Annotated in this window: 12 protein-coding genes; 5 read left to right on the top strand and 7 right to left on the bottom strand. The window is 60.7% G+C overall.

Annotated elements, in window-relative coordinates; genetic code table 11:
- Positions 1 to 279: 279 nt before the first annotated feature.
- The 3 genes from AC2VNO_RS16165 to AC2VNO_RS16155 all read left to right on the top strand — a co-directional run bounded on the left by AC2VNO_RS16165 (position 280) and on the right by AC2VNO_RS16155 (position 5,524).
- Positions 280 to 564: a hypothetical protein gene (locus tag AC2VNO_RS16165; RefSeq protein ID WP_486935087.1), complete on the top strand. Its 285-nt coding sequence runs from the start codon at positions 280 to 282 to the stop codon at positions 562 to 564.
- A 156-nt stretch (positions 565 to 720) separates the two neighbouring features.
- On the top strand, positions 721 to 2,196 hold the full coding sequence (gene thiI, locus AC2VNO_RS16160; protein WP_486935086.1) for a tRNA uracil 4-sulfurtransferase ThiI: 1,476 nt from the start codon (positions 721 to 723) through the stop codon (positions 2,194 to 2,196).
- Between the two features lie 100 nt (positions 2,197 to 2,296).
- A complete protein-coding gene (locus AC2VNO_RS16155) occupies positions 2,297 to 5,524 on the top strand; it encodes a transglycosylase domain-containing protein (protein WP_486935085.1) in 3,228 nt (1,075 codons plus the stop codon).
- Here the strand turns inward: AC2VNO_RS16155 and AC2VNO_RS16150 are convergent.
- The 3 genes from AC2VNO_RS16150 to AC2VNO_RS16140 all read right to left on the bottom strand — a co-directional run bounded on the left by AC2VNO_RS16150 (position 5,461) and on the right by AC2VNO_RS16140 (position 10,115).
- Positions 5,461 to 8,553 carry an efflux RND transporter permease subunit gene (locus AC2VNO_RS16150; RefSeq protein ID WP_486935084.1) on the bottom strand — a complete coding sequence of 1,031 codons (3,093 nt, stop codon included), beginning with the start codon at positions 8,551 to 8,553 and terminating at the stop codon, positions 5,461 to 5,463. The two genes, AC2VNO_RS16155 and AC2VNO_RS16150, sit on opposite strands and share 64 nt — an antisense overlap.
- A 12-nt stretch (positions 8,554 to 8,565) precedes the next feature.
- Positions 8,566 to 9,621 (bottom strand): efflux RND transporter periplasmic adaptor subunit, encoded by a 1,056-nt coding sequence (locus AC2VNO_RS16145; RefSeq protein WP_486935083.1) that lies wholly within the window; start codon positions 9,619 to 9,621, stop codon positions 8,566 to 8,568.
- A 218-nt stretch (positions 9,622 to 9,839) separates the two neighbouring features.
- Positions 9,840 to 10,115 (bottom strand): hypothetical protein, encoded by a 276-nt coding sequence (locus AC2VNO_RS16140; protein ID WP_486935082.1) that lies wholly within the window; start codon positions 10,113 to 10,115, stop codon positions 9,840 to 9,842.
- Between the two features lie 241 nt (positions 10,116 to 10,356).
- Between AC2VNO_RS16140 and AC2VNO_RS16135 the strand changes: the two genes are divergently transcribed.
- On the top strand, positions 10,357 to 11,487 hold the full coding sequence (locus tag AC2VNO_RS16135; protein ID WP_486935081.1) for an LBF_2804 family protein: 1,131 nt from the start codon (positions 10,357 to 10,359) through the stop codon (positions 11,485 to 11,487).
- An 18-nt stretch (positions 11,488 to 11,505) separates the two neighbouring features.
- Here AC2VNO_RS16135 and AC2VNO_RS16130 read toward each other — a convergent pair whose 3' ends face one another.
- The 4 genes from AC2VNO_RS16130 to AC2VNO_RS16115 all read right to left on the bottom strand — a co-directional run bounded on the left by AC2VNO_RS16130 (position 11,506) and on the right by AC2VNO_RS16115 (position 16,719).
- Positions 11,506 to 13,887 (bottom strand): DNA polymerase II, encoded by a 2,382-nt coding sequence (locus AC2VNO_RS16130; RefSeq protein WP_486935080.1) that lies wholly within the window; start codon positions 13,885 to 13,887, stop codon positions 11,506 to 11,508.
- A gap of 72 nt (positions 13,888 to 13,959) precedes the next feature.
- The gene (gene mepA, locus AC2VNO_RS16125; protein ID WP_486935079.1) at positions 13,960 to 14,820 is read right to left on the bottom strand and encodes a penicillin-insensitive murein endopeptidase; all 861 of its coding nucleotides are present in this window, start codon (positions 14,818 to 14,820) and stop codon (positions 13,960 to 13,962) included.
- 44 nt (positions 14,821 to 14,864) lie between these two features.
- Complete coding sequence (locus tag AC2VNO_RS16120; RefSeq protein WP_486935078.1) at positions 14,865 to 16,076, bottom strand: alpha/beta hydrolase family protein; 1,212 nt, start codon at positions 16,074 to 16,076, stop codon at positions 14,865 to 14,867.
- Between the two features lie 370 nt (positions 16,077 to 16,446).
- On the bottom strand, positions 16,447 to 16,719 hold the full coding sequence (locus AC2VNO_RS16115) for a hypothetical protein (RefSeq protein ID WP_486935077.1): 273 nt from the start codon (positions 16,717 to 16,719) through the stop codon (positions 16,447 to 16,449).
- A 342-nt stretch (positions 16,720 to 17,061) separates the two neighbouring features.
- Between AC2VNO_RS16115 and metG the strand changes: the two genes are divergently transcribed.
- Positions 17,062 to 19,104 (top strand): methionine--tRNA ligase, encoded by a 2,043-nt coding sequence (gene metG / locus AC2VNO_RS16110; protein WP_486935076.1) that lies wholly within the window; start codon positions 17,062 to 17,064, stop codon positions 19,102 to 19,104.
- Positions 19,105 to 19,217: the final 113 nt, after the last annotated feature.

The following is a 19,217-nucleotide window of genomic DNA, read 5'->3' as shown; positions in this document are numbered from 1 at the left end:
CCGGTGCCATCAGATCTTTGAGGCAGATCATGAGGAGTACATAAGGAGACGGCACCAAATGACACTCTCCCTTTTTGTAAGCTAGAGTAACTGAGCTTATCTGATTGTCCAATAGATTCCTTTGTGGTCATTTCAACCTTTCGCATGAGATGACGCATAACGAACTAGCATGCGGGGAGCGTGGTTCGTTCAGTAACCGAAGCGCTCTCCCGCCATCCACCAAACATGCTATCGTCAACCTCAAGAACGGCATGCGCTATCGGCATAAGGAGACTTGACATGTCAGCTTCGTCTGAAATTCAAAAGACTCGCGTCATCAACGAACTACGTGGTTTCATCAAGAAGCTGTTACAGGAACCGCAAATCCTCGAACAGTCATTGGATATCGCACGTCGCCACTACAGCGAAGGCAAGGCGGATGAGGCGGCTGCCCGTATCGCCAACGAAATTTCCGACACCACCAGCGTGCACATCCCCGAGGACCCGCGGGAGCACTCCGAGGCGGATAAATTGTTTCTCGAGCTGTTGAAGGAAGTGATCGGCGAGGAGCAAGCACTGTACTGACACACGACAGTCCCATCCTTCCTGCCAGCGGGCGCCCTACGGCGCCCGCTGCAGTAACTCCCCCTGATCGACGACCGCAGGAAAGCACCCCATTCCTCGCCACTTTGGTATAATGACAAGCAATTGTTTTCCAAACCTTTTACAAGTGCATCGATCATGTATTACCTGCTCAAGCTGTTTCCGGAGATCACCATCAAGTCGCGTTCCGTGCGCCGCCAGATGACTCGCTGTCTGGTCGGCAACGTACGTAATGTGCTGCGACCGCTCGGCGAAAGATTGCAGGTCCATGGGGGATGGGATGCGTTGAGCGTAAAGGTACCGCAAGACGCCCTGCCGACTTGGCACACTCAGCTGCAGGAGATGCTCTGCCGTATTCCCGGCATACACGAGGTGCAATGCGTCGAGGAGGCCCCCTTCGTTTCCTTTGCCGATACCGCGGAGCGCCTGGTGCCGGCATGGCGAGACGTCATTGCCGGCCGCAGCTTTCGCGTTACGGTCAAGCGCAGAGGACAGCATGAGTTCAGCTCGGAGCAGCTGGAGCGCCATCTTGGGCGTGCGCTGCTCGACGCCGCCCCCGGCGCCAGGGTGCGGCTCAAGGATCCGGACGTCGACGTGAGAGTGGATGTGGTCGAGGAACGTCTGCGCATGGTGCGCCAACGCTGGCCTGGGCTGGGCGGCTATCCGATGGGCCTCCAAGGCCAGTCGCTGGCTCTGGTATCGGGGGGCTACGACTCTCCCGTGGCGGCCTGGAAAATGATGCGCCGCGGCATCAAGACTCACTTCATATTTTTCGAACTCGGCGGTGCCGGACACGAGGCTGCCGTGCGCGAGGTTGCCCATCATTTGTGGGAGCGCTATTCACGCTCCCATCGGGTGAAATTCTTTTCGGTGCCCTTTGAGGGCGTCGTGGCTGAGCTCCAGCGCAGCATTCCCGACGGACTGATCGGCGTTGCGCTCAAGCGCATGATGGTTCGTGCTGCCAGCCGTATTGCAACGCAGACGAACATCCCCCTGCTGGTGACAGGCGATGCCATTGCCCAGGTCTCGAGCCAGAGCCTGACCAATCTGGTGCTGATGGATGAGGCCAGCGACATTCCCATCCTGCGCCCCCTTATCGCCGAGGACAAACAGACCATCATCGATACCGCTCGGCAGATAGGCACCGCTGTCTTCGCCGAGGGCATGCCGGAAGTGTGCGGTGCGGTTTCCCAGCGGCCCAATACCCAGGCACGCCATGAAAGAGTGCTGGCCGCCGAGGAAAGCTTCGATTTCGACGTGCTGGCGGACGCCGTGGAGCGAGCGATCATCACCCGCTCCGACCGCCTGATGGAGCGTCCCGAGAAGGAGCCGTCGGAACTCGAGGTAGTGACCGACCTGCTCGCTGCGGCCCTTGATGACACCATCAGCGTGATCGATATTCGTCCGCCTGCGGAGCGCGAGGCAGCCCCCCTGCTGCTTTCTCAAATCGACTGCCTGCAAATACCCTTTTTCGAACTTCAGTCGCGAGCCGAGGCACTGCCCGATGATCGTCGTTACCTGCTTTATTGCAATCAGGGGGTAATGAGTCGTATGCAGGCAATGCATCTACATGACCGTGGAATGACGCATTTCGGGGTTTACCGCACAGTGTGAACAGGGTCCTGTTACAATTTCTTTTTTAGCAACTACTTTATTGCCCCACCGGACTAGGCTAAAACGAAAAGTATAAGTCGCGGTCGAGTGGGAGTGACGTATGGGTGCGCGCGGTTCTTCGTCACGCCGGGATTCGTCTACCGTGGCGTGGCTCGACAATGGCGAATCGCCCCCCAAGCGCTCGCCCTTCATACAGGAACCGAGAATTACCCCGGCTCCTCGAGCACCATCGTCGCGCCGCTTCCTCTACTTGACGCTGGCTATCCTGCTGCTGCTGTTCGGCGTCTCCTTGGCCACGCTTCTCGTCGCCGAAGCCAAGACGTCGCATTTTCAGGCACAGGAACTCTCACGCTACGCCGCAACCCTCGACTACACAGTGGAGCCTGGCCGCAGCAGTCGCGTTCTCTTTCCCCAGCACGGTCCCTTCGATCAGCGCCTCGGCTATACCCTGATGCCGGAATTCGAGACCCGCTTATATGCCCGCGGCTATGAAGTCGCCGAACAGGCTCGTTTTTCGCCGGCCCTGCTCGATTACACCCGCCGAGGCTTCTTTCCACCCTATGCCGAGAAGGCCCAAGCCGGCCTGACCATCGAGGAGTGCCGTGGCGAGTCGTTCTACCATTTCCGCCATCCTCAGCGTCATTACGCCAGCTTCGAGGCCATTCCCCCCGTCATTCTGCAGGTCCTGCTGTTTATCGAGAATCGCCAATTGCTCGATGAGAGTGCTCCGTATGCCAACCCTGCGGTGGATTGGCCACGCTTTACCCGGGCGGCTTTCTCACAGGTGGGACGCGCCCTGGATATGTCGGGTCAGGCTGCCGGCGGCAGTACGCTGGCCACTCAGATTGAAAAGTATCGCCATTCGCCGCGAGGCTTGACCTACTCGCCGATGGAGAAACTGCGCCAGATGATCTCTGCCAGCGTGCGCAGCTATCGACAAGGACCGCAAACGCTGACCGCACGACAGGACGTGGCACTCGCCTACCTCAATACGGTGCCGCTGTCGGCGGCTCCCGGCTACGGTGAGGTACACGGACTGGGTGACGGCTTGTGGGCGTGGTTCGGCGCCGATTTCGATACCTTGAACAGGCGCTTGGCTATCGGATTCGATGGCGTCGATGGACGGGCGGAACAGGGGCTGGCCTTGCGCCAGGTACTTGCATTGATGATCGCCCAGCGTCGGCCATCCTGGTATCTGGCCGGCGGCAGGCACGCACTGGAGGAGCTGACCGACAGCCATCTTCGTTTGCTGCGTCAGGAAGGCGTGATAGCCAACGATCTCGCCCAGGCGGCCCTTGAGCAGCGCCTGGCATTTCGTGACCTGACGACTGAGCCTTTCAGCCTCAATGTCGAGCCGGACAAGGGACTCCAGATGGTTCGCCAGCGCCTTGGCGGCATGCTGGGCATGTCGTTCTACGACCTTGACCGTCTCGATCTCGCGGCCAGCACCACGCTTCACGCCGAGCTTCAGCGGGACGTGACCCACTATCTCAGGCGCCTGGCAGAACCGGAGTTCGCAGGAGAGGTCGGCCTGCTGGGCGATCGCATGCTCGCCCCGGATCGTACCCAAGACGTGAACTACAGCTTTACCCTGTTCGAGCGCAGCGAGAGCGGTTTCCACGTTCGTGTCCAGACCGACAACACCGACCAACCTTTCGACATCAGCGGCAGCAGTAAACTCGAACTCGGCTCGACCGCCAAGCTGAGAGTGCTGGCGACTTATCTGGAAATCGTGGCCGAGCTGTACGATCGACATGCGGGGGCGAGCGTCGAGGCGCTGCGCGCCGTCGAAACCGATCGCCAGGACACGCTGAGCCGCTGGGTACTGGACCGGCTGATAGAGGCACCTGCACTGACGCTCCCGGATTTGCTCAACATGGCCATGGAACGACGCTACTCGGCCAGCCCCGCAGAAGCCTTCTTCACCGGCGGTGGACGACACACTTTCAGCAACTTTCGGCGTGAGGACAACGGACGCAACGCGACCCTATCCGAGTCCATGCGCGAATCCCTCAATCTGCCCTTCATTCGGCTGATGCGCGATCTGGTTCGCTATAGCACCCATCATGACGAGCACCGCTCCCAACTGCTCGAGGACGACAGCGATCCCCGGCGACAGGAGTATCTGCGCCTGTTTGCCGACCGTGAAGGGCGGACCTTTCTGCACCGTTTCTGGCGCAAATATCACCAGCTCGACAGCGAAGCGCGACTGACCACCTTTCTCGAGGGATTGAACGTCTCCGCCCCCAGGCTAGCAGCCGTGCATCGCTATCTGTTCCCTGAAGCCGAACTCGACGAGTTCCGCTCTTTTCTGGCGGCATGGTTGCCCGGTAACGACCCGCCTGGCGAGCGCGAGGTTTCAGCACTCTACGAACGTTACGCGCCGGGCAGCTTCTCTCTCACCGACCAGGGTTATGTGGCTCGGGTGCATCCGCTCGAGCTATGGCTCGTGGGTTACCTGCTGGACTATCCCGAGGCCAGCTTTGCCGAAGCGACGGCGGCCAGCGTCGATCAACGCCAGGAAGTCTATGGCTGGCTGTTCCGCACCCGCCACCGCAGCGCCCGGGACGTGCGTATCCGTACCATGCTGGAGGTCGAGGCATTCCTCGACATTCATGAGCGCTGGCAGCGTCTGGGCTATCCGTTCGGTCATCTGGTACCCTCCCTGGCCACCGCCGTGGGCAGCTCCGGCGACCGTCCGTCGGCATTGGCCGAGCTGATGGGCATCATTCTCAACGACGGAGTAAAACTGCCGACTCTGCGTATCGATGAGCTTCACTTCGCAGCCGGAACGCCTTATGAAACGCGCTTCCTGCCGGCTACCGGACAGGCACAGCGGGTGATGGCACCGGAAGTGGCCGCCGTACTGCGCGACACGCTCTCCCAGGTGGTCGAAGGCGGCACCGCCCGACGGCTGCTGGGAAGCTTCACCTTGGAGGACGGCGCACCCCTGGTGCTTGGGGGCAAGACGGGTACCGGCAACAATCGCTTCGAAACGGTCAGCAGGAGCGGCCAGGTCACCCATTCTCGCGCACGCAACCGGACCGCCACCTTCGTTTTCTATATCGGCGACAATCACTTCGGCACCCTTACCGCCTATGTCGCAGGCAGCACCTCCGACGACTTCCGCTTCACTTCCGCCCTGCCGGTCCAGGTTCTCAAGGGCATGGAACCGATCCTGCGGCCCTACCTCGATCAGCAGGCAGGTACCTGCCCCATCTCGGACCAGGGCGAATATCACTTTGCCGACGAGAGCGAAGCGGATCAGCCACCCGAGGCCGACGATGACGGCTCGGCTTCTTCATCCCTCTCGCTCGCCTTGCGATAAGGAATACCGAAGAACAGCGAATAAAATACCGGCACCGCAATCAGGGTCAGCAGCGAGGCAAAGGCCAACCCACCCATGATGGTGACCGCCATGCTGCTGAAGAAGGCGTCGAACAGTAGCGGCAGCATACCCAGGATGGTGGTGCCCGCCGCCAGCGCCACCGGACGCAAGCGGCTGATACTGGCATCGATCAGAGAAGCCAGGCGCTCCTTGCCCGAGTCGATCTGTGCATCGATTTCATCGACCAGCACGATGCCGTTCTTCATCAGCATGCCGGACAGGCTGAGCATCCCCAGCAGGGCCGTAAAGGAGAACGGCAGGCCCGTGACCAGCAGGCCTATCACCACGCCGCAAATCGACATGGGCACCACCAGCCAGATGATCAGCGGCTGGCGCAGCTTGCCGAACAGCAGGATCGAGACGACAAGCATCGCGACGAAGCTGAACGGAAGCTGCTGCGCCAGCGATGCCTGAGCATCGGCTGAGTCTTCATACTCTCCGCCCCATGCCAAGCCGTAACCTGTAGGCAGGGCAATATTCTCGATCTCGCCACGCACCGCGTCATGGGCTGCCGCAGCGGTGTAACCCTCTGCAGGATCGGCCTGTACCGTCAGTGTCCGTACCCGGTTGCGACGATGTATCTGCGCCTCTTCGCTTTGTGTCTCGAAGCCGTCGACGATTTGCGCGATGGGGATGAAACGCTGCTCCGCATTGCTCCATACCATGCGGTCGTCCAGCAGCGCGACATCGCCCCTTTCGCCTGTTGGTGGCCGGGCCACGATGGGAATCAGGTTGTCACCCTCGCGGTAGGTTCCAGCACGCACCCCCGAGGCAGCGAACTGCAGCGTCTGCGCCAGCTCGTCTCGCGTTACTCCGGCGATGCGGGCACGCTCTTCGTTGTACTGGGGCACCACGACGGTTTCCTGCTCGCGCCAGTTCTGACGCACATCGATCACCGCAGGGTTGGCACGCATTCGCTGCTGAGCCTCTTCCGCCAGACGACGTAGCTCAGTTGGGTCATAACCATGGAAGCGCGCTTCGATCTGGGCATCGCCACCCGGGCCGAACTGGATTCGCTCGGTGCGCACCCGCGCTTCGGGGAACGCTTGCTGCAGCTCCTCATAGACATGAGGATCGAGCTCAGCGATGCGATCCAGGCTGTCCGCCCGCACGATGAACTGTGCGTAGGCGGGGTTGGGCTGCTCCGGGGCATAGGTGAGCATGAACCGGGTGGCACCACGGCCGACGAAGGTCGACACGTTCTCGACCCCCGTCTGGTCGAGCAGATACCTTTCGATGCGTTCAGCATCCCGCTGAGTGGCTCGGATGTCGCTGCCCTGTGGCAGCTCGTAGTTGACGTAGAACATGGGCGTGTTCGAATCGGGGAAGAACGACTGCGACACGAAGGTGAAGCCCCAGGCGCAAAGCGCCGTTATACCCACCAACAGCGCCACGGTCAGAACACGCAGCTTCAGTGCCGATGCGAGAAAACGGGCATAGAGGCGATAGAGCATACCGCCATGGGGGTCCTCGTCACTGGCGAGCTGTTTGCCGTGGAACAGGTAGTAGCCGAACAGAGGGGTAACGGTGATGGCCAGCACCCAACTCAACAACAGGGAAATACCGATCACCGCAAAGAGAGAGAACAGGAACTCACCGGTGACATCGTCAGACAGACCAATGCCCGAGAAAGCCAGAATGCCTATCACCGTGGCGCCAAGCAGCGGGATCTGGGTTCGGCCGGCGGCTTCGCTGGCGGCCTCCTTGACCGATTTGCCGCGCTGCATGTTGATCAACATGCCCTCCGCCACCACGATGGCATTGTCAACCAACATACCCATCGCGATGATCAGGGCGCCGAGCGAGACGCGCTCCATCTCGATATCGAACAACCACATGAAGAACAGCGTGCCGAGCACGGTCAGCAGCAGGGTTGCCCCTACCACCACCCCGACGCGCCAGCCCATGAATAGACACAGCACCACGATCACGATGGTTACCGAGGTAGCCAGGTTGACGAGGAAGTCGTTGATCGAATCATCGACCACATGGTGCTGCTCATAGATGGGATGCAGTTCGACACCAAGCGGCAGACGGTCCTCGAGCGCTTCGAGACGACGTTCGACGGCTTCCCCGACCTCGACGATATTGGCCTCTGCCGCACCGGCAATGGCCAAGGTGAAAGCCGGTTCGCCGTTATGGCGGATCAGATGATTGGGAACCTCCAGGGGCTGGCGATAAACATTGGCGATGTCGACCAGCGCGATTTGCTCGGTGGTTCCGGGCCTCCCGATACGTATGGCTTCGATATTGGCCACACTGTCCACGCCGGCCCGGGCGACGATGCGCACGTGCCCATCGCCGATACGCATCGAACCCGCATCGGTGACCTGGTTCTCTGTCTGGATGGTGTTAATCACATGATCGATAGGAATCCCCAGGGTGGTGAGCCGCTCGTTGGGGATTTCGATATAGATCGTCTCGTCGCGCTCCCCCGCCGTGCTGACCCGCGCCACATTGGGTACCGTCAGCATTTCCCGCTGCAGGAAGCGGGAAATGTCACGAATCTCGTCATGCCCATATCCCGGGGTGGTGACGGCATAGAAGATGCCGTACACCTCGCCGAAATCGTCGTTTACCTGTGAGGCCGAGGCGCCTTCGGGCAACGAGCCCTGCACGTCATTGATCTTGCGCCTGAGTTCGTCCCAGATCTGGGGCAACTCGTCGCTGTGGTAGGTAGAAGCCACCTCGACTTCGATCTCGGAGCGCCCCGGCATGGAGAGCGATTCGATCACATCGATCTGCTGCAGCTCCTGGATGGCCATCTCCAGGCGCTCGGTAACTTCCTCCTCGACCTCCTGAGCGGTAGCACCGGCATACTGCGTGGTGATGATGGCGTTGGGGATGGTGAACGACGGATCCTCGAGCTTGCCGACGTTGTTGAACCCCCAGATCCCTCCGAGCAGGCACACCGCAACAATGAGCCAGGTGATGACCGGCCGTTCGATGGACGACTTGGCGATATCCATATCTGCTCCTGGCTAAAGCGTTGCTTCCATAGGGCGCACCCTGGCACCTTCATGCAGCAGATGTGCGCCCGCCGCGACGATACGCTCACCTGGCTGTAGCCCGGCCAGCACCGGCACCGACTCTCCGTGCAACTGGCCCACCAGGACCTGACGCGCTTCGACGCGCTGGTCATCGTCACGATAGACCCATACTCGGAAGCTGCCGTCGTTGTCCTTGTCGAGGGCGGCCACGGGGATTTTTAGGGCTCCGTGCTCGATGGCATCGATCAGGGATATCATCACGGAGGCCGTCATGCCCGGCATCGCACCCACCGCCTCGTGGTCCGGGATGGCGAACTCGACCTGGTATGTCTGGGCGACCTCGTCGGGTTCGGTGACGTGCTCGCGGTACTCGAGGGGGAAAGAGTCGCCAGGAACCGAGAGCAGCTCGGCTTCGACCTCGAAGTGCTCAGGATCGACGACGTAGCGCACCAGAGTTTCGGGAATGTTGATTCTCACCCTCAGCTCCGTCACGTCCTGTACCCGCACGATAGCGGTATTGGGCTGCACGTTGCTGTGATTCTCGACAAGTCGACGGGTGACCAGCGCATCGAAAGGCGCCTCGATGGTGGTATAGGAGAGATCCTGCCGGGAGCTGTCGCGCTGCACCTCGGCAAGCTGGTACTGAGTGCGTATCTCGTCGAATGCCGATTGCGAGATGGCGTTGGTCTCGAGTAGCTGGCGAGTTCGCTCCATTTCACGCCTGGCCAATTGATACTCCGCCTCGGCGCGCCGAACGGCAAGTTCGTAGTCGGTCGGGTCCAGACGCGCGACGCTTTCGCCTTGTGGAATGGTTTCCCCTTGGCGAGGCGGCACTTCCGTCAGCTGACCGCCTACACGAAACGACAGATCGACCGTACGTAGGGCTTCCACTCTGCCAACGAAGCGCCGGCTCGGCACGAGAGTGTGCTCCCCTACTTCCACGAGCTTCACGACTCGTACCGTAGGCTCGCTTTCCTCGGCCTGCTCTCTGCCGCAACCGGCCAATGCCATTGCAAGAAGCGCCAAAAGCACTGCTGCTCGCCTCATCGAACGACCTCCCTGTGTAAACGACTCGCTCCGCATGACGATTGGCTCACTCCATCCGTCTGAACGACTAACCATAGTCCATACAGCGAAGGGTGTAAGGCATGCCAACTGTGCTGCAAATTCAAGCATACGTTTGACCGACAGTCGACCACCGGCGTCCACAAATGACAAGGCCCGGTGCGTCGACACCGGGCCCTGAAAAATTGAAAGGCGTGGAATTACTGGCAGGGTACGACCTTGCGCAGCGTATCCTTGGCCCACAGTACCTGACCGTCGGGCGTCTTGCCGTGCTCGTTCCAGCGCTCGCTCACTTCCATGCAGAAGGAACCGGCATTTTCGATACGCACGTCTGGATTGGAGGGACGTTCGCCACCGATACGCAGCTGGTCTGGATTATCGGTGGTGTAGCGAGGTGCAATAGTGGAGTTGCCGGCACAGCCGGCAATCAGGGCGGTGGCTACCAGTACAACAGGCAAACAGCGGCGCAGAGGCATGTTCACAAACCCTCAGAATGTCGATTTTGCTCCGGCAGGCATTGCCGGTAGCGCTAAATATCATTGACCCGAGAGTAGCGTCAATCTTTTTTCGAACACCGTTCGCGCCATGTTTGCCTCGCAGCCTCCGCAGCGCTTGAAAACACGCATCTCAGCGCTACGGGAGATGGCGCTCGTCGTGATGGCCTATCACGGCTAAGCTGGTGGCAACGGATAAAAACAGGGAACTGACGAACGTTTCATGGCTGAAACAAGACCGGATCAGGAGTACGCCCCGCAGCCCAGCGTGTTCGAACGCTGGGCTGGACGCTTTCTTCAGCATCACAACCAACGCCAGACGACGCCTCGGCAGGGGCGTCGTGAGCGTGAACTCGCCGATATCAAACGCGCCTTCCGAGCCTGCGTCGCCTGGTCCGTGCTGGCCGGCCTTCTCTCCGGTGGCCTAATCGGCGGTATGGAGTGGTACATGCGCGAGGGAATGCTCGATGGTATGCAGGACATGTCTTTCAAGGAGCAACTACCCTACTGGATCGGCTTCTTTGCCATTGCCGGTGTGGTCAGTGCGGTGGAAATCGCCTATCTCTACTGGAACGCTCTGCGAGGTGTGGCCACCACCAGCCGCCTGGCGGGCGCTCCGTTGCATGACGGCCCCCACGCGACCTTGACACTGCTAGGCTTGAGCCGAGTAGCGCTCGAGTTCCCAAGCCCCAGGCATCGTATCTACGGCATCGACCCCTATGCCTTGATGAATCGCTGGAAGCTGACCGCCCTATCGGTGATGTATCGCATGAAGGTAGGCGTCACCAGTTTTCTGCTGCGTATTTTTCTCCGCCGCGTGCTGGGCCGCGTGGCTCTGCGCGGCTTGCTGCCTCTAGTCACCGGCCCACTCTACGCTCTCTGGAACGCCATCATCACCTGGCGGATTCTAGTCAAGGCGCAGGAACAGGCCTTTGGCCCATTCGCCATCGAAACGCTGGTCAAAGAGTTGGCGCACGAGCCCTTGAGCGAGCGCGCCCAGCGGGTCGCATTGCATGCCGTCGGCGCGCTGATCATGGCGAATCAGGATGCACACCCCAACCATATCTATCTGCTGTCGCGCCTCTTCGACGTGTTCCAGCGACGCCAGCACAGCATCGACGTCGATTGGCCTCAGCAGCGCTTCAACCTAAACCGGCTGGAACGTTCGGAGAAGCATCGTGTTCTCGAACTGATGATCGCCGCCACGGTGCTCGCCGGTCGCTGCAAGGGCAAACGCAAGCGCTTTCTCGAGGAGCTATTCGAAGCGTGCGACCTGGCCTACCCGCAGCAGAAAGTGAGAGCCTGGCGCCGTCAGTTCATGAACGGCCAACCGTTCGGCAAGGCCGAGGCGTAAGCGGCTCCCTGCCCCTTGCTAACCGAAGAGCCCAAGCTGGCGATCCGTGAGACTGGTGAAGTCATCACCCAGAAAAGGCAGGATGGCATCGGCAACCGGCTGCAACTGCCGGGACAAATAGTGGTGGTAGTCGATGGCGCTGTTGCGGGCCTCGAGCGGCTCCGGCCCAGCTAGAGTGATCACGTAGCGAATCCATCCCCCGTGCTGGTACTGCCTGGGCCTGCCGAGCCGGTCGTTGAGTTCGTCGGCCATGCGTGCGGCACGCACATGGGGCGGCACGTTGCGGCGATATTCGTCGAGTCGCCGACGCAACCGCTTGCGATATACCAGGCGTTCGTCGAATTCCCCGGATAGAGTTCGGTTCACATAGTCGCGTACGTAGTCGCGATAGCTCTCACCGACGAAGATGCGCCGATAGAGTTCCTGCTGAAATATCTTGGCCAGAGGTGTCCAGTCGGCTCGTACCGTCTCGAGCCCTTTGAAAACGATCCGCTCGCCCTCCTTGGCGTCATGCACCAGGCCTGCATAGCGCTTCTTGCTGCCCTCCTCCGCACCGCGGATGGTGGGCATGAGAAAGCGAAGAAAATGAGTTTCGAACTGTAGCTCAAGGGCGCTCGTGAGGCCATACTCCGAACCGAGATGCAGATGCCACCAGTCGTTGACCCTCTGCGCCAGGCGCTGGCCGATGGCCTGAGCCTCCGTTTCCTCATGAACCCTTCCCAGCCACACGAAAGTGGAGTCGGTATCGCCATAGATCACCTTGTAGCCTTCGGCTTCGATCAACTCGCGGGTGCGGCGCATGATCTCGTGCCCCCTCAGCGTGATCGACGATGCCAGGCGCGGGTCGAAGAACCGGCAGCCTCGTGAGCCAAGCACGCCATAGAACGAGTTCATGATGATCTTCAGCGCCTGTGACAGCGGTGCGTTGCCTTGATGCTTGGCAGCCTCGCGCCCCCGCCAAACCTGGGCCACCATATCCGGCAGCGCATGGCATGTACGTGAAAAGCGGGCACCGCGAAAGCCGGGAACGCTCTGGGATTCAGGCTCCTCCAGGCCGGCAACCAGTCCTACGGGGTCGACGAGGAAGGTACGTATGATGGAGGGGTATAGGCTCTTGTAGTCGAGCACCAGCACCGAGTCGTAAAGCCCTGGCCGCGAATCCATGACGAAGCCGCCGGGACTCTCCTCTCCCGCACGCTCGCTCCCTTGAGCCAGGTTCGGCGCCACGAACCCTAGTCGGTGCATGCGAGGCAGATAGAGATGAGAGAAGGCTGCCACTGACCCACCGCTTCGGTCGGCAGGCAGCCCGGTGACACTGGCCCGTTCCAGCAGGAACTCGATCAGTTCGGTCTTTTCGAAGATGCGTGTGACCAGCTCACAGTCCTTGAGGTTGTAGCGGGCAAGAGCCGGCTTGTCCTCGGCGAACATGCGGTTGATTTCATCCATGCGCTGGTAAGGGTTGTCGATCGCCTTGCCCTCACCCAGCAGCTCCTGCGATACGTTTTCAAGACTGAACGAGGCAAAGTGCCAGGTCGCCTGGCGCAAGGCCTCGATGCCATCAATGATCAGGCGTCCGGCTGCCGATGCGAAAAAGTGGTTGGCGTTGCTGCCATGGACCCGCCAGCCAAGTGGCTCACCGTCTCGCCCCAGACGCAATGCCACGCCGAGCTGCTCGGCATGGCGCTGCAGTATTCGCAGATCGAACTGCACCAGATTCCAGCCGATGATGGCATCCGGGTCGTAACGGGCGAACCAGTCATTGAGCCGGGAAAGCAGTGCTGCTCGAGTCGTGCAGTATTCAAGGGAGAAATCGCGTTGACGCTCGGCCTCGCCGTCATGGCCATTGGCCGGGCCGAGCATGAAGACATGGCGATGCTCCTCGCAGGCGATGGCAATGGAGTAAAGCTCGCCACGAGCGCTGGTTTCGATATCCAAGGAGGCCAGCTTCAGACGCGGGCGGTAATGCGCATCAGGCCGGAGCTGCACATTCGTCCACGAGCCTTCATCGCCCTGCTCACCGGTGAAGCGTACCGGGGCTGTAATGAAACGCTCCATCAGGTAGCGTTCCGGTGGGCGAATGTCGGCTTCCAGCAGGCCAATACCCTGTTCACGCAACTGCCGTTTGCAATGCTGCAATTGTCGCTGCTGGCGACAGTAAAGCCCAACCACCGGCTGAAGGTGAAAATCACGCAGATCCAGCGTCTTGAACTCAATACCGTCTTCAAGGTTCAAGATTCGCTCGGCCTCCAGCCGCTGAGCGGCAGGAAGGAAGGCCACCGAAGGCTGTGGTGGCAGGCGCACGAGGCAAGCCCCGGCATCGGTAGCCAGCCAGTAGCTTATCTCGCAGCCTGCGGTGGTATCCCGCCAGTGCCGTGTCAGCACGAACCCTCGCTGTGCCACCGCCGACTCCCACCCAGCCCGTTGTGCCGACATTCTACCCGTCAGGCCAGGGGCTGTCGTCACGCCCAGGTGTTACTGGTCGAGTATCGCCCTGCAGGCCGGGGGCAGCGAGCGGCTCGGGGATGGGTACACCTCGGGACGAGGCGTCGGCGTCAGTGCCTGGCAGCCCTCACCGGGCGGCGGCGCTGGCTGATCGATGCATTCGGGCTGATCCGGCGGACATCTCAGTCGCACATGCAGGTGCTCGTCATGGGAGTGCCAGGGGCGAACCAGGCGCAGCCAAGAGCGGTCGTCCCACTGCCTTTCGCACAGATCGCGCTTAACCGCAGAGTCGACGAAAATCCGCGCTACCCTGGGGTCGTCCGCGGCCAACCGTATGAACTCGGCGTGCTCGTCGGTCCAACGCTCATCCATTCGATTGGTATGCGGATCGACCAGTATCGGCTGCTCCAGCTCCTCGCGCTCGCTGCGCTCGAGAAATGGCAGGTCGAGACGGAACCAGAAGTCGACATCGAGCCCTGTCTGGTGGCTGACATGGCCGTAGGGCATCGGTCCGCCACGCGGCTGCGCCATGTCGCCCACCAGAATCGGACCGAACCCGGCTTGATCGACCCGCTGGCCCAGGCGCTCGATGTAGTCGATCAATGAAGGGTGACCATAGTGTCGGTTGCGTTCGAGATCCACTGCCTGATAGCCGACCCCCTCTTCAGGCAGTTGCTCCGCACCGGCAATGCAACCGCCGTCGAAAGGTCCGATGACACGCGGCGGACCGGGGAGAGGTTCATTGACCTCGGACCAGTCGCCGGGGGTGGTCGGGGGAGCGCTGCTCGCGGGTGGGCTGGCGGCGAAGGCGCCATCTGCTGAGAAAATTGCCAGGGCCAGCAACATGACGCCCACTTGGCGTGGGCGTCGAAGTAAAGCATTGCAGAGCATGATGCATCCTTTTCGGCTGATTCTTCATTTCTCGTTTGACAGGGTTACCTTTCCTGCTGGTGCAGCCACTCCAGCCCGGGACGGTAGAGCATGTCGTGTTCGCCATCGAACAGCACCAGCTCCGCGGGCCCTGACTGCAGATGCAGCAGTACCGCCGCCTCGGCGGCGTCGAAATACGGGTATTCGCGCTCTTCGTGCAGCGAGCGCTCGACCAGATCGGAGGGCACTTCGCGGTTCTCCATGATCGCCTCGATCTGGTCCTGCGAAAGGCGGGCATCCTCTGCGACGAGGTCGTTGAAGGCGTGCAGTGCCTGATCGACCGGCACGGTGTCGTCGTGGATACCATGCGCGATCATGACCCGCATCTCGCCTGCCGCATCGGGTACATGAGCCTTGGGGCTACGCTCGACACACTCGTCGTGGGCCTCGCTGCCCTCTTCGGGCACCCCACCGCAGGCGCCGGCGATTTCATCGGCGTAGTCTTCACCACGCTCCTCATTCCACTCGTACCAGCTGATCAGATCGTATACCGGCACCCAAGCGGCCACACCGGCAAAGGTATCGGGCTGGCGGCTGGCCAGGTGCAGCGCATTCATGGCACCGCCGGAATAGCCCAGCAGATAAATGCGGGATTCATCGACGTTGGCGTTCTCGCGGGCATACTCAAGGGCATCCTCCATGTCGGAGATGACCAATTCGGAAGCGGTCGATTCGGGGCGGCCGTCATTGGCGCCGCGAAAGTCGGGATGGATGAAGGCCCAGTCGTTGGCCACGGCGAACTCAGCCAGGGGGATGTCGATGTTCTGCAAGTAGTTGGTGCTCCAGCTGTGCAGCACCATCAATAACGGCCGCTCCTCCTCCCCTTCGGGCGCGTAGAACAGCGCCGGCTGTTCATGGTCGTCCGCCGAAGAGGAGATGGTGATGTCCTGAATATCGGGCACGTACTCTTGCCAGGTCTCGAGTTCGGCATCGGTCAGGCCGGTGGGGAAATCGGTGACTACCTGGTATTCGCTGGGGTGCTCGAGCCCCGACTCTTCGGCTTCCTCACCAGCCTCATGCCCGAGCCACCTTTGCTGCTCGGGCTCGCTGGCCTGCGCCTGGCTAATGCCCACTTGAGCCAGGGCCAAGGCGACGCCTGTGATGACCGCCACACCGCCGGCACGCCGCAGGGCAGCAGGTCTCGGTGTGACCGACCTGACACGGGAAACAGAATGGGTATCGACGAGAAAGCGAGAAAGCGGGCCTCTATGCTCCATGGCGACTCTCCTGATGGCAGGTTCCTTTTGCTTGTGCCTACCAGTCTAGCCAGCCAAAGTCAGGTTTCCAGCACCCCCGGTCGTCAGGCCTCGCTCAATCCGTCCGCTAGCGCTCAAGTACGGCCAGCATATCGAGCTCCATTCAAGGGGACCGGCCATGCCCAAGGACAAGTGCCGCTCCATATAAGCGAACGGAGCGTGGCATCTGGCCCGACCAACCTGCCTGCCGCCTCGGCACGTCAGTCCGCACCCAGAGTGGGCACGCACGTTGATCTCGAAGTCTGCCAGGTTCTGCACAGCGCCTACCGTGCGATTATAAAAAAGGCCCATGCCAGAACATGGGCCGGGACTTCAGCAGAGTCGATGACGGTCAGTCGCAGCGCACCACGGCGCGGTTGGTATCCTTGGCCCAAAGGGTCTGGCCATCCGGCGTTCTGCCATGGGAATTCCAGGTTTCGGTCACTTCGACACAGTAGGTACCGAGGTCCTCGACGCGACGCTCGGGATCGGCGGGTCGATCGTTGCCGATGCGCATGATGTCGGGGTTTTCACTGGTATAGCGCGGCGCAACGGCGTTGGAGCCGCAGCCCACGAGCAAAGTGGCTACCAGCAGCAGGGGCAGAGCAGAAAGTCGCAGTTTCATCGTATCATCCTCACGAAAGTACCAGTGGTTGGCTCGTTCATTGGATGATGCGTAACGGGCGATGCGAAATGTCATGGGGCCTATCCGTTTGCCACCACGCAATCATTCTACGTCAGCCAGGGGGCGATGTCATTCTGCCGCCCGTTGGCTCAGGTACGTGGCTGATGCGGCCCGGAGCCTTCACAATCGCAAGGGTACCGCTCAGAGCCTAGTACAGGCTGGCGACTGGCGGGTTTGCCGACAATTCGGTACAAACCGCCCGCGCCGCCCCCGATCGGGTGCAGTCATGTTCCAACAGGGCTACAATCGGGGCCTGTTTTTCCTGGAAATATCAGAGCCGATATGTCGAATAACGCAAGCGCCCCGCGCAAGATCCTGGTCACCAGTGCCCTGCCCTACGCCAACGGCTCGATCCACCTCGGCCATTTGCTGGAGTACATCCAGACCGATATCTGGGTGCGCTTCCAGAAGAGCCTTGGCAATCAGTGCCATTATGTATGTGCCGACGATGCTCATGGCACCGCGATCATGTTGCGCGCCGAACAGGAAGGCATCAGCCCCGAGGCCTTGATTGAGCGCGTCTCGACAGAGCACCAGGCGGATTTCTCCACCTTTGGCGTCGCCTTCGACAACTATCACTCGACCCATTCCGATGAGAACCGTTATTTCAGCGAGCTGATCTACACCCGCCTGCGCGACGCTGGTCATATCGCCACCCGCGACATCGAGCAGATGTACGACCCGGTGAAGGGGTTGTTCCTTGCCGACCGTTTCATCAAGGGTACCTGCCCCAAGTGCAAGACCGCCGATCAGTACGGCGACAACTGCGAGGCGTGTGGCGCCACCTATACGCCGGCAGAGCTGATCGATCCGGTATCGGCGATTTCCGGAGCAACCCCTGAAGTGCGCAGCTCGACACACTACTTCTTCAAGCTGCCCGACTTTGCCGATTTTCTTCAGCAGTGGACCCGCGGCGGCCACGTGCAGGCCCAGATCGGCAACAAGCTGCAGGAGTGGTTCGAATCGGGGCTCAACGAGTGGGACATTTCACGCGACGCGCCCTACTTCGGCTTCGAGATTCCCGATGCACCGGGCAAGTACTTCTACGTCTGGCTGGATGCGCCCATCGGCTACCTGGCGAGCTTCAAGAACCTGTGCGACCGCACCGGCCTCGATTTCGACGCCTACTGGAAGAAGGATTCCGACGCCGAGGTCTACCACTTCATCGGCAAGGACATCGTCTATTTCCATGCCCTGTTCTGGCCGGCCATGCTGCATGGCGCCAACTTCCGCACGCCCACTGCAGTGAACTGCCACGGCTTCGTCACCGTGAATGGCGCCAAGATGTCGAAATCTCGCGGCACCTTCATCAAGGCGGCCACCTATGCCGAACATTTGAATCCGGAATACCTGCGCTACTATTTTGCCGCCAAGCTCACCTCGCGGGTCGATGACCTGGACCTCAATCTGGAGGACTTCGCCGCCCGGGTGAATGCCGACCTGGTAGGCAAGGTAGTCAATATCGCCAGTCGCTGCGCCGGTTTCGTCAAGAAGCTGGGCGATGGCAAGCTCTCGGGCCACTGTACCGAACCCGAGCTTGTGGCGCGGTTCATTGCTGCCGGCGACGGTATCGCCGACGACTTCGAAGCGCGCGAATTCGGCCGTGCCGTGCGCAAGATCATGGAACTAGCCGACGAGGCCAACACATACATTGCCGAAAAGGAGCCATGGGTGCTGGCCAAGCAGGATGGCCGCGAGCAGGAGGTACTGGATATCTGCTCGGTGGGCATCAACCTGTTCCGCCAGCTGATGGTCTATCTGGCCCCGGTGGTACCGGCCATGGCCGAGCAGGCCCGTGATTTTCTCAAGCTGGATTCACTGAACTGGGCGAGCCGACACGAGGTGCTGCTGGGCCATGAAGTCGCCAAGTTCAAACCGCTGATGACCCGCGTGGAGCGGGAGAGAATCGATGCCATGATCGAGGCGTCGAAGGAGGATCTGGTGGAAGAGCAGAAACTGAAGGAGGCGGTAAAAGGCCCCCTGGTCGAGGACCCCATCGCCGATGAGATCGCTTTCGACGATTTCGCCAAGGTCGACCTGCGTATCGCCCGTATCGCCAAGGCCGAGTATGTGGAAGGGGCCGACAAGTTGCTACAGCTGACGCTGGACCTTGGCGGCGAGACGCGGAACGTGTTTGCCGGCATTCGTTCGGCCTACGCTCCGGAAGCCCTGGAAGGTCGGCTGACCGTCATGGTCGCCAACCTGGCGCCACGCAAGATGCGTTTCGGCATGTCCGAAGGTATGGTACTGGCCGCCGGCGACAATGAGGGTATTTACCTGCTGTCGCCGGACTCAGGCGCCGAGCCAGGACAGCGCGTTCGGTAACGTTCCCATGTCCATGTAGTACCCAAGCACGGCCTCGGCCGTGCTTTTCGTTTAAAAGGGCACGAACAACATCCGCTAAAGTTTTGTCATCTATAGCCGATAGTTTTTGTAAG

This window comes from Halomonas sp. TH-94, from assembly GCF_057473365.1.
The sequence above is the reverse complement of the archived record's forward strand: the minus strand, read 5'-3'. Positions and strand labels throughout refer to the sequence as shown.

Bases quoted from the DNA above. Each gene is read 5' to 3' on its own strand.
- AC2VNO_RS16165 (WP_486935087.1), top strand. From the start codon at position 280: ATGTCAGCTTCGTCTGAAATTCAAAAGACTCGCGTCATCAACGAACTA.
- thiI (WP_486935086.1), top strand. From the start codon at position 721: ATGTATTACCTGCTCAAGCTGTTTCCGGAGATCACCATCAAGTCGCGT.
- AC2VNO_RS16155 (WP_486935085.1), top strand. From the start codon at position 2,297: ATGGGTGCGCGCGGTTCTTCGTCACGCCGGGATTCGTCTACCGTGGCG.
- AC2VNO_RS16150 (WP_486935084.1), bottom strand. From the start codon at position 8,553: ATGGATATCGCCAAGTCGTCCATCGAACGGCCGGTCATCACCTGGCTC.
- AC2VNO_RS16145 (WP_486935083.1), bottom strand. From the start codon at position 9,621: ATGAGGCGAGCAGCAGTGCTTTTGGCGCTTCTTGCAATGGCATTGGCC.
- AC2VNO_RS16140 (WP_486935082.1), bottom strand. From the start codon at position 10,115: ATGCCTCTGCGCCGCTGTTTGCCTGTTGTACTGGTAGCCACCGCCCTG.
- AC2VNO_RS16135 (WP_486935081.1), top strand. From the start codon at position 10,357: ATGGCTGAAACAAGACCGGATCAGGAGTACGCCCCGCAGCCCAGCGTG.
- mepA (WP_486935079.1), bottom strand. From the start codon at position 14,820: ATGCTCTGCAATGCTTTACTTCGACGCCCACGCCAAGTGGGCGTCATG.
- AC2VNO_RS16120 (WP_486935078.1), bottom strand. From the start codon at position 16,076: ATGGAGCATAGAGGCCCGCTTTCTCGCTTTCTCGTCGATACCCATTCT.
- AC2VNO_RS16115 (WP_486935077.1), bottom strand. From the start codon at position 16,719: ATGAAACTGCGACTTTCTGCTCTGCCCCTGCTGCTGGTAGCCACTTTG.
- metG (WP_486935076.1), top strand. From the start codon at position 17,062: ATGTCGAATAACGCAAGCGCCCCGCGCAAGATCCTGGTCACCAGTGCC.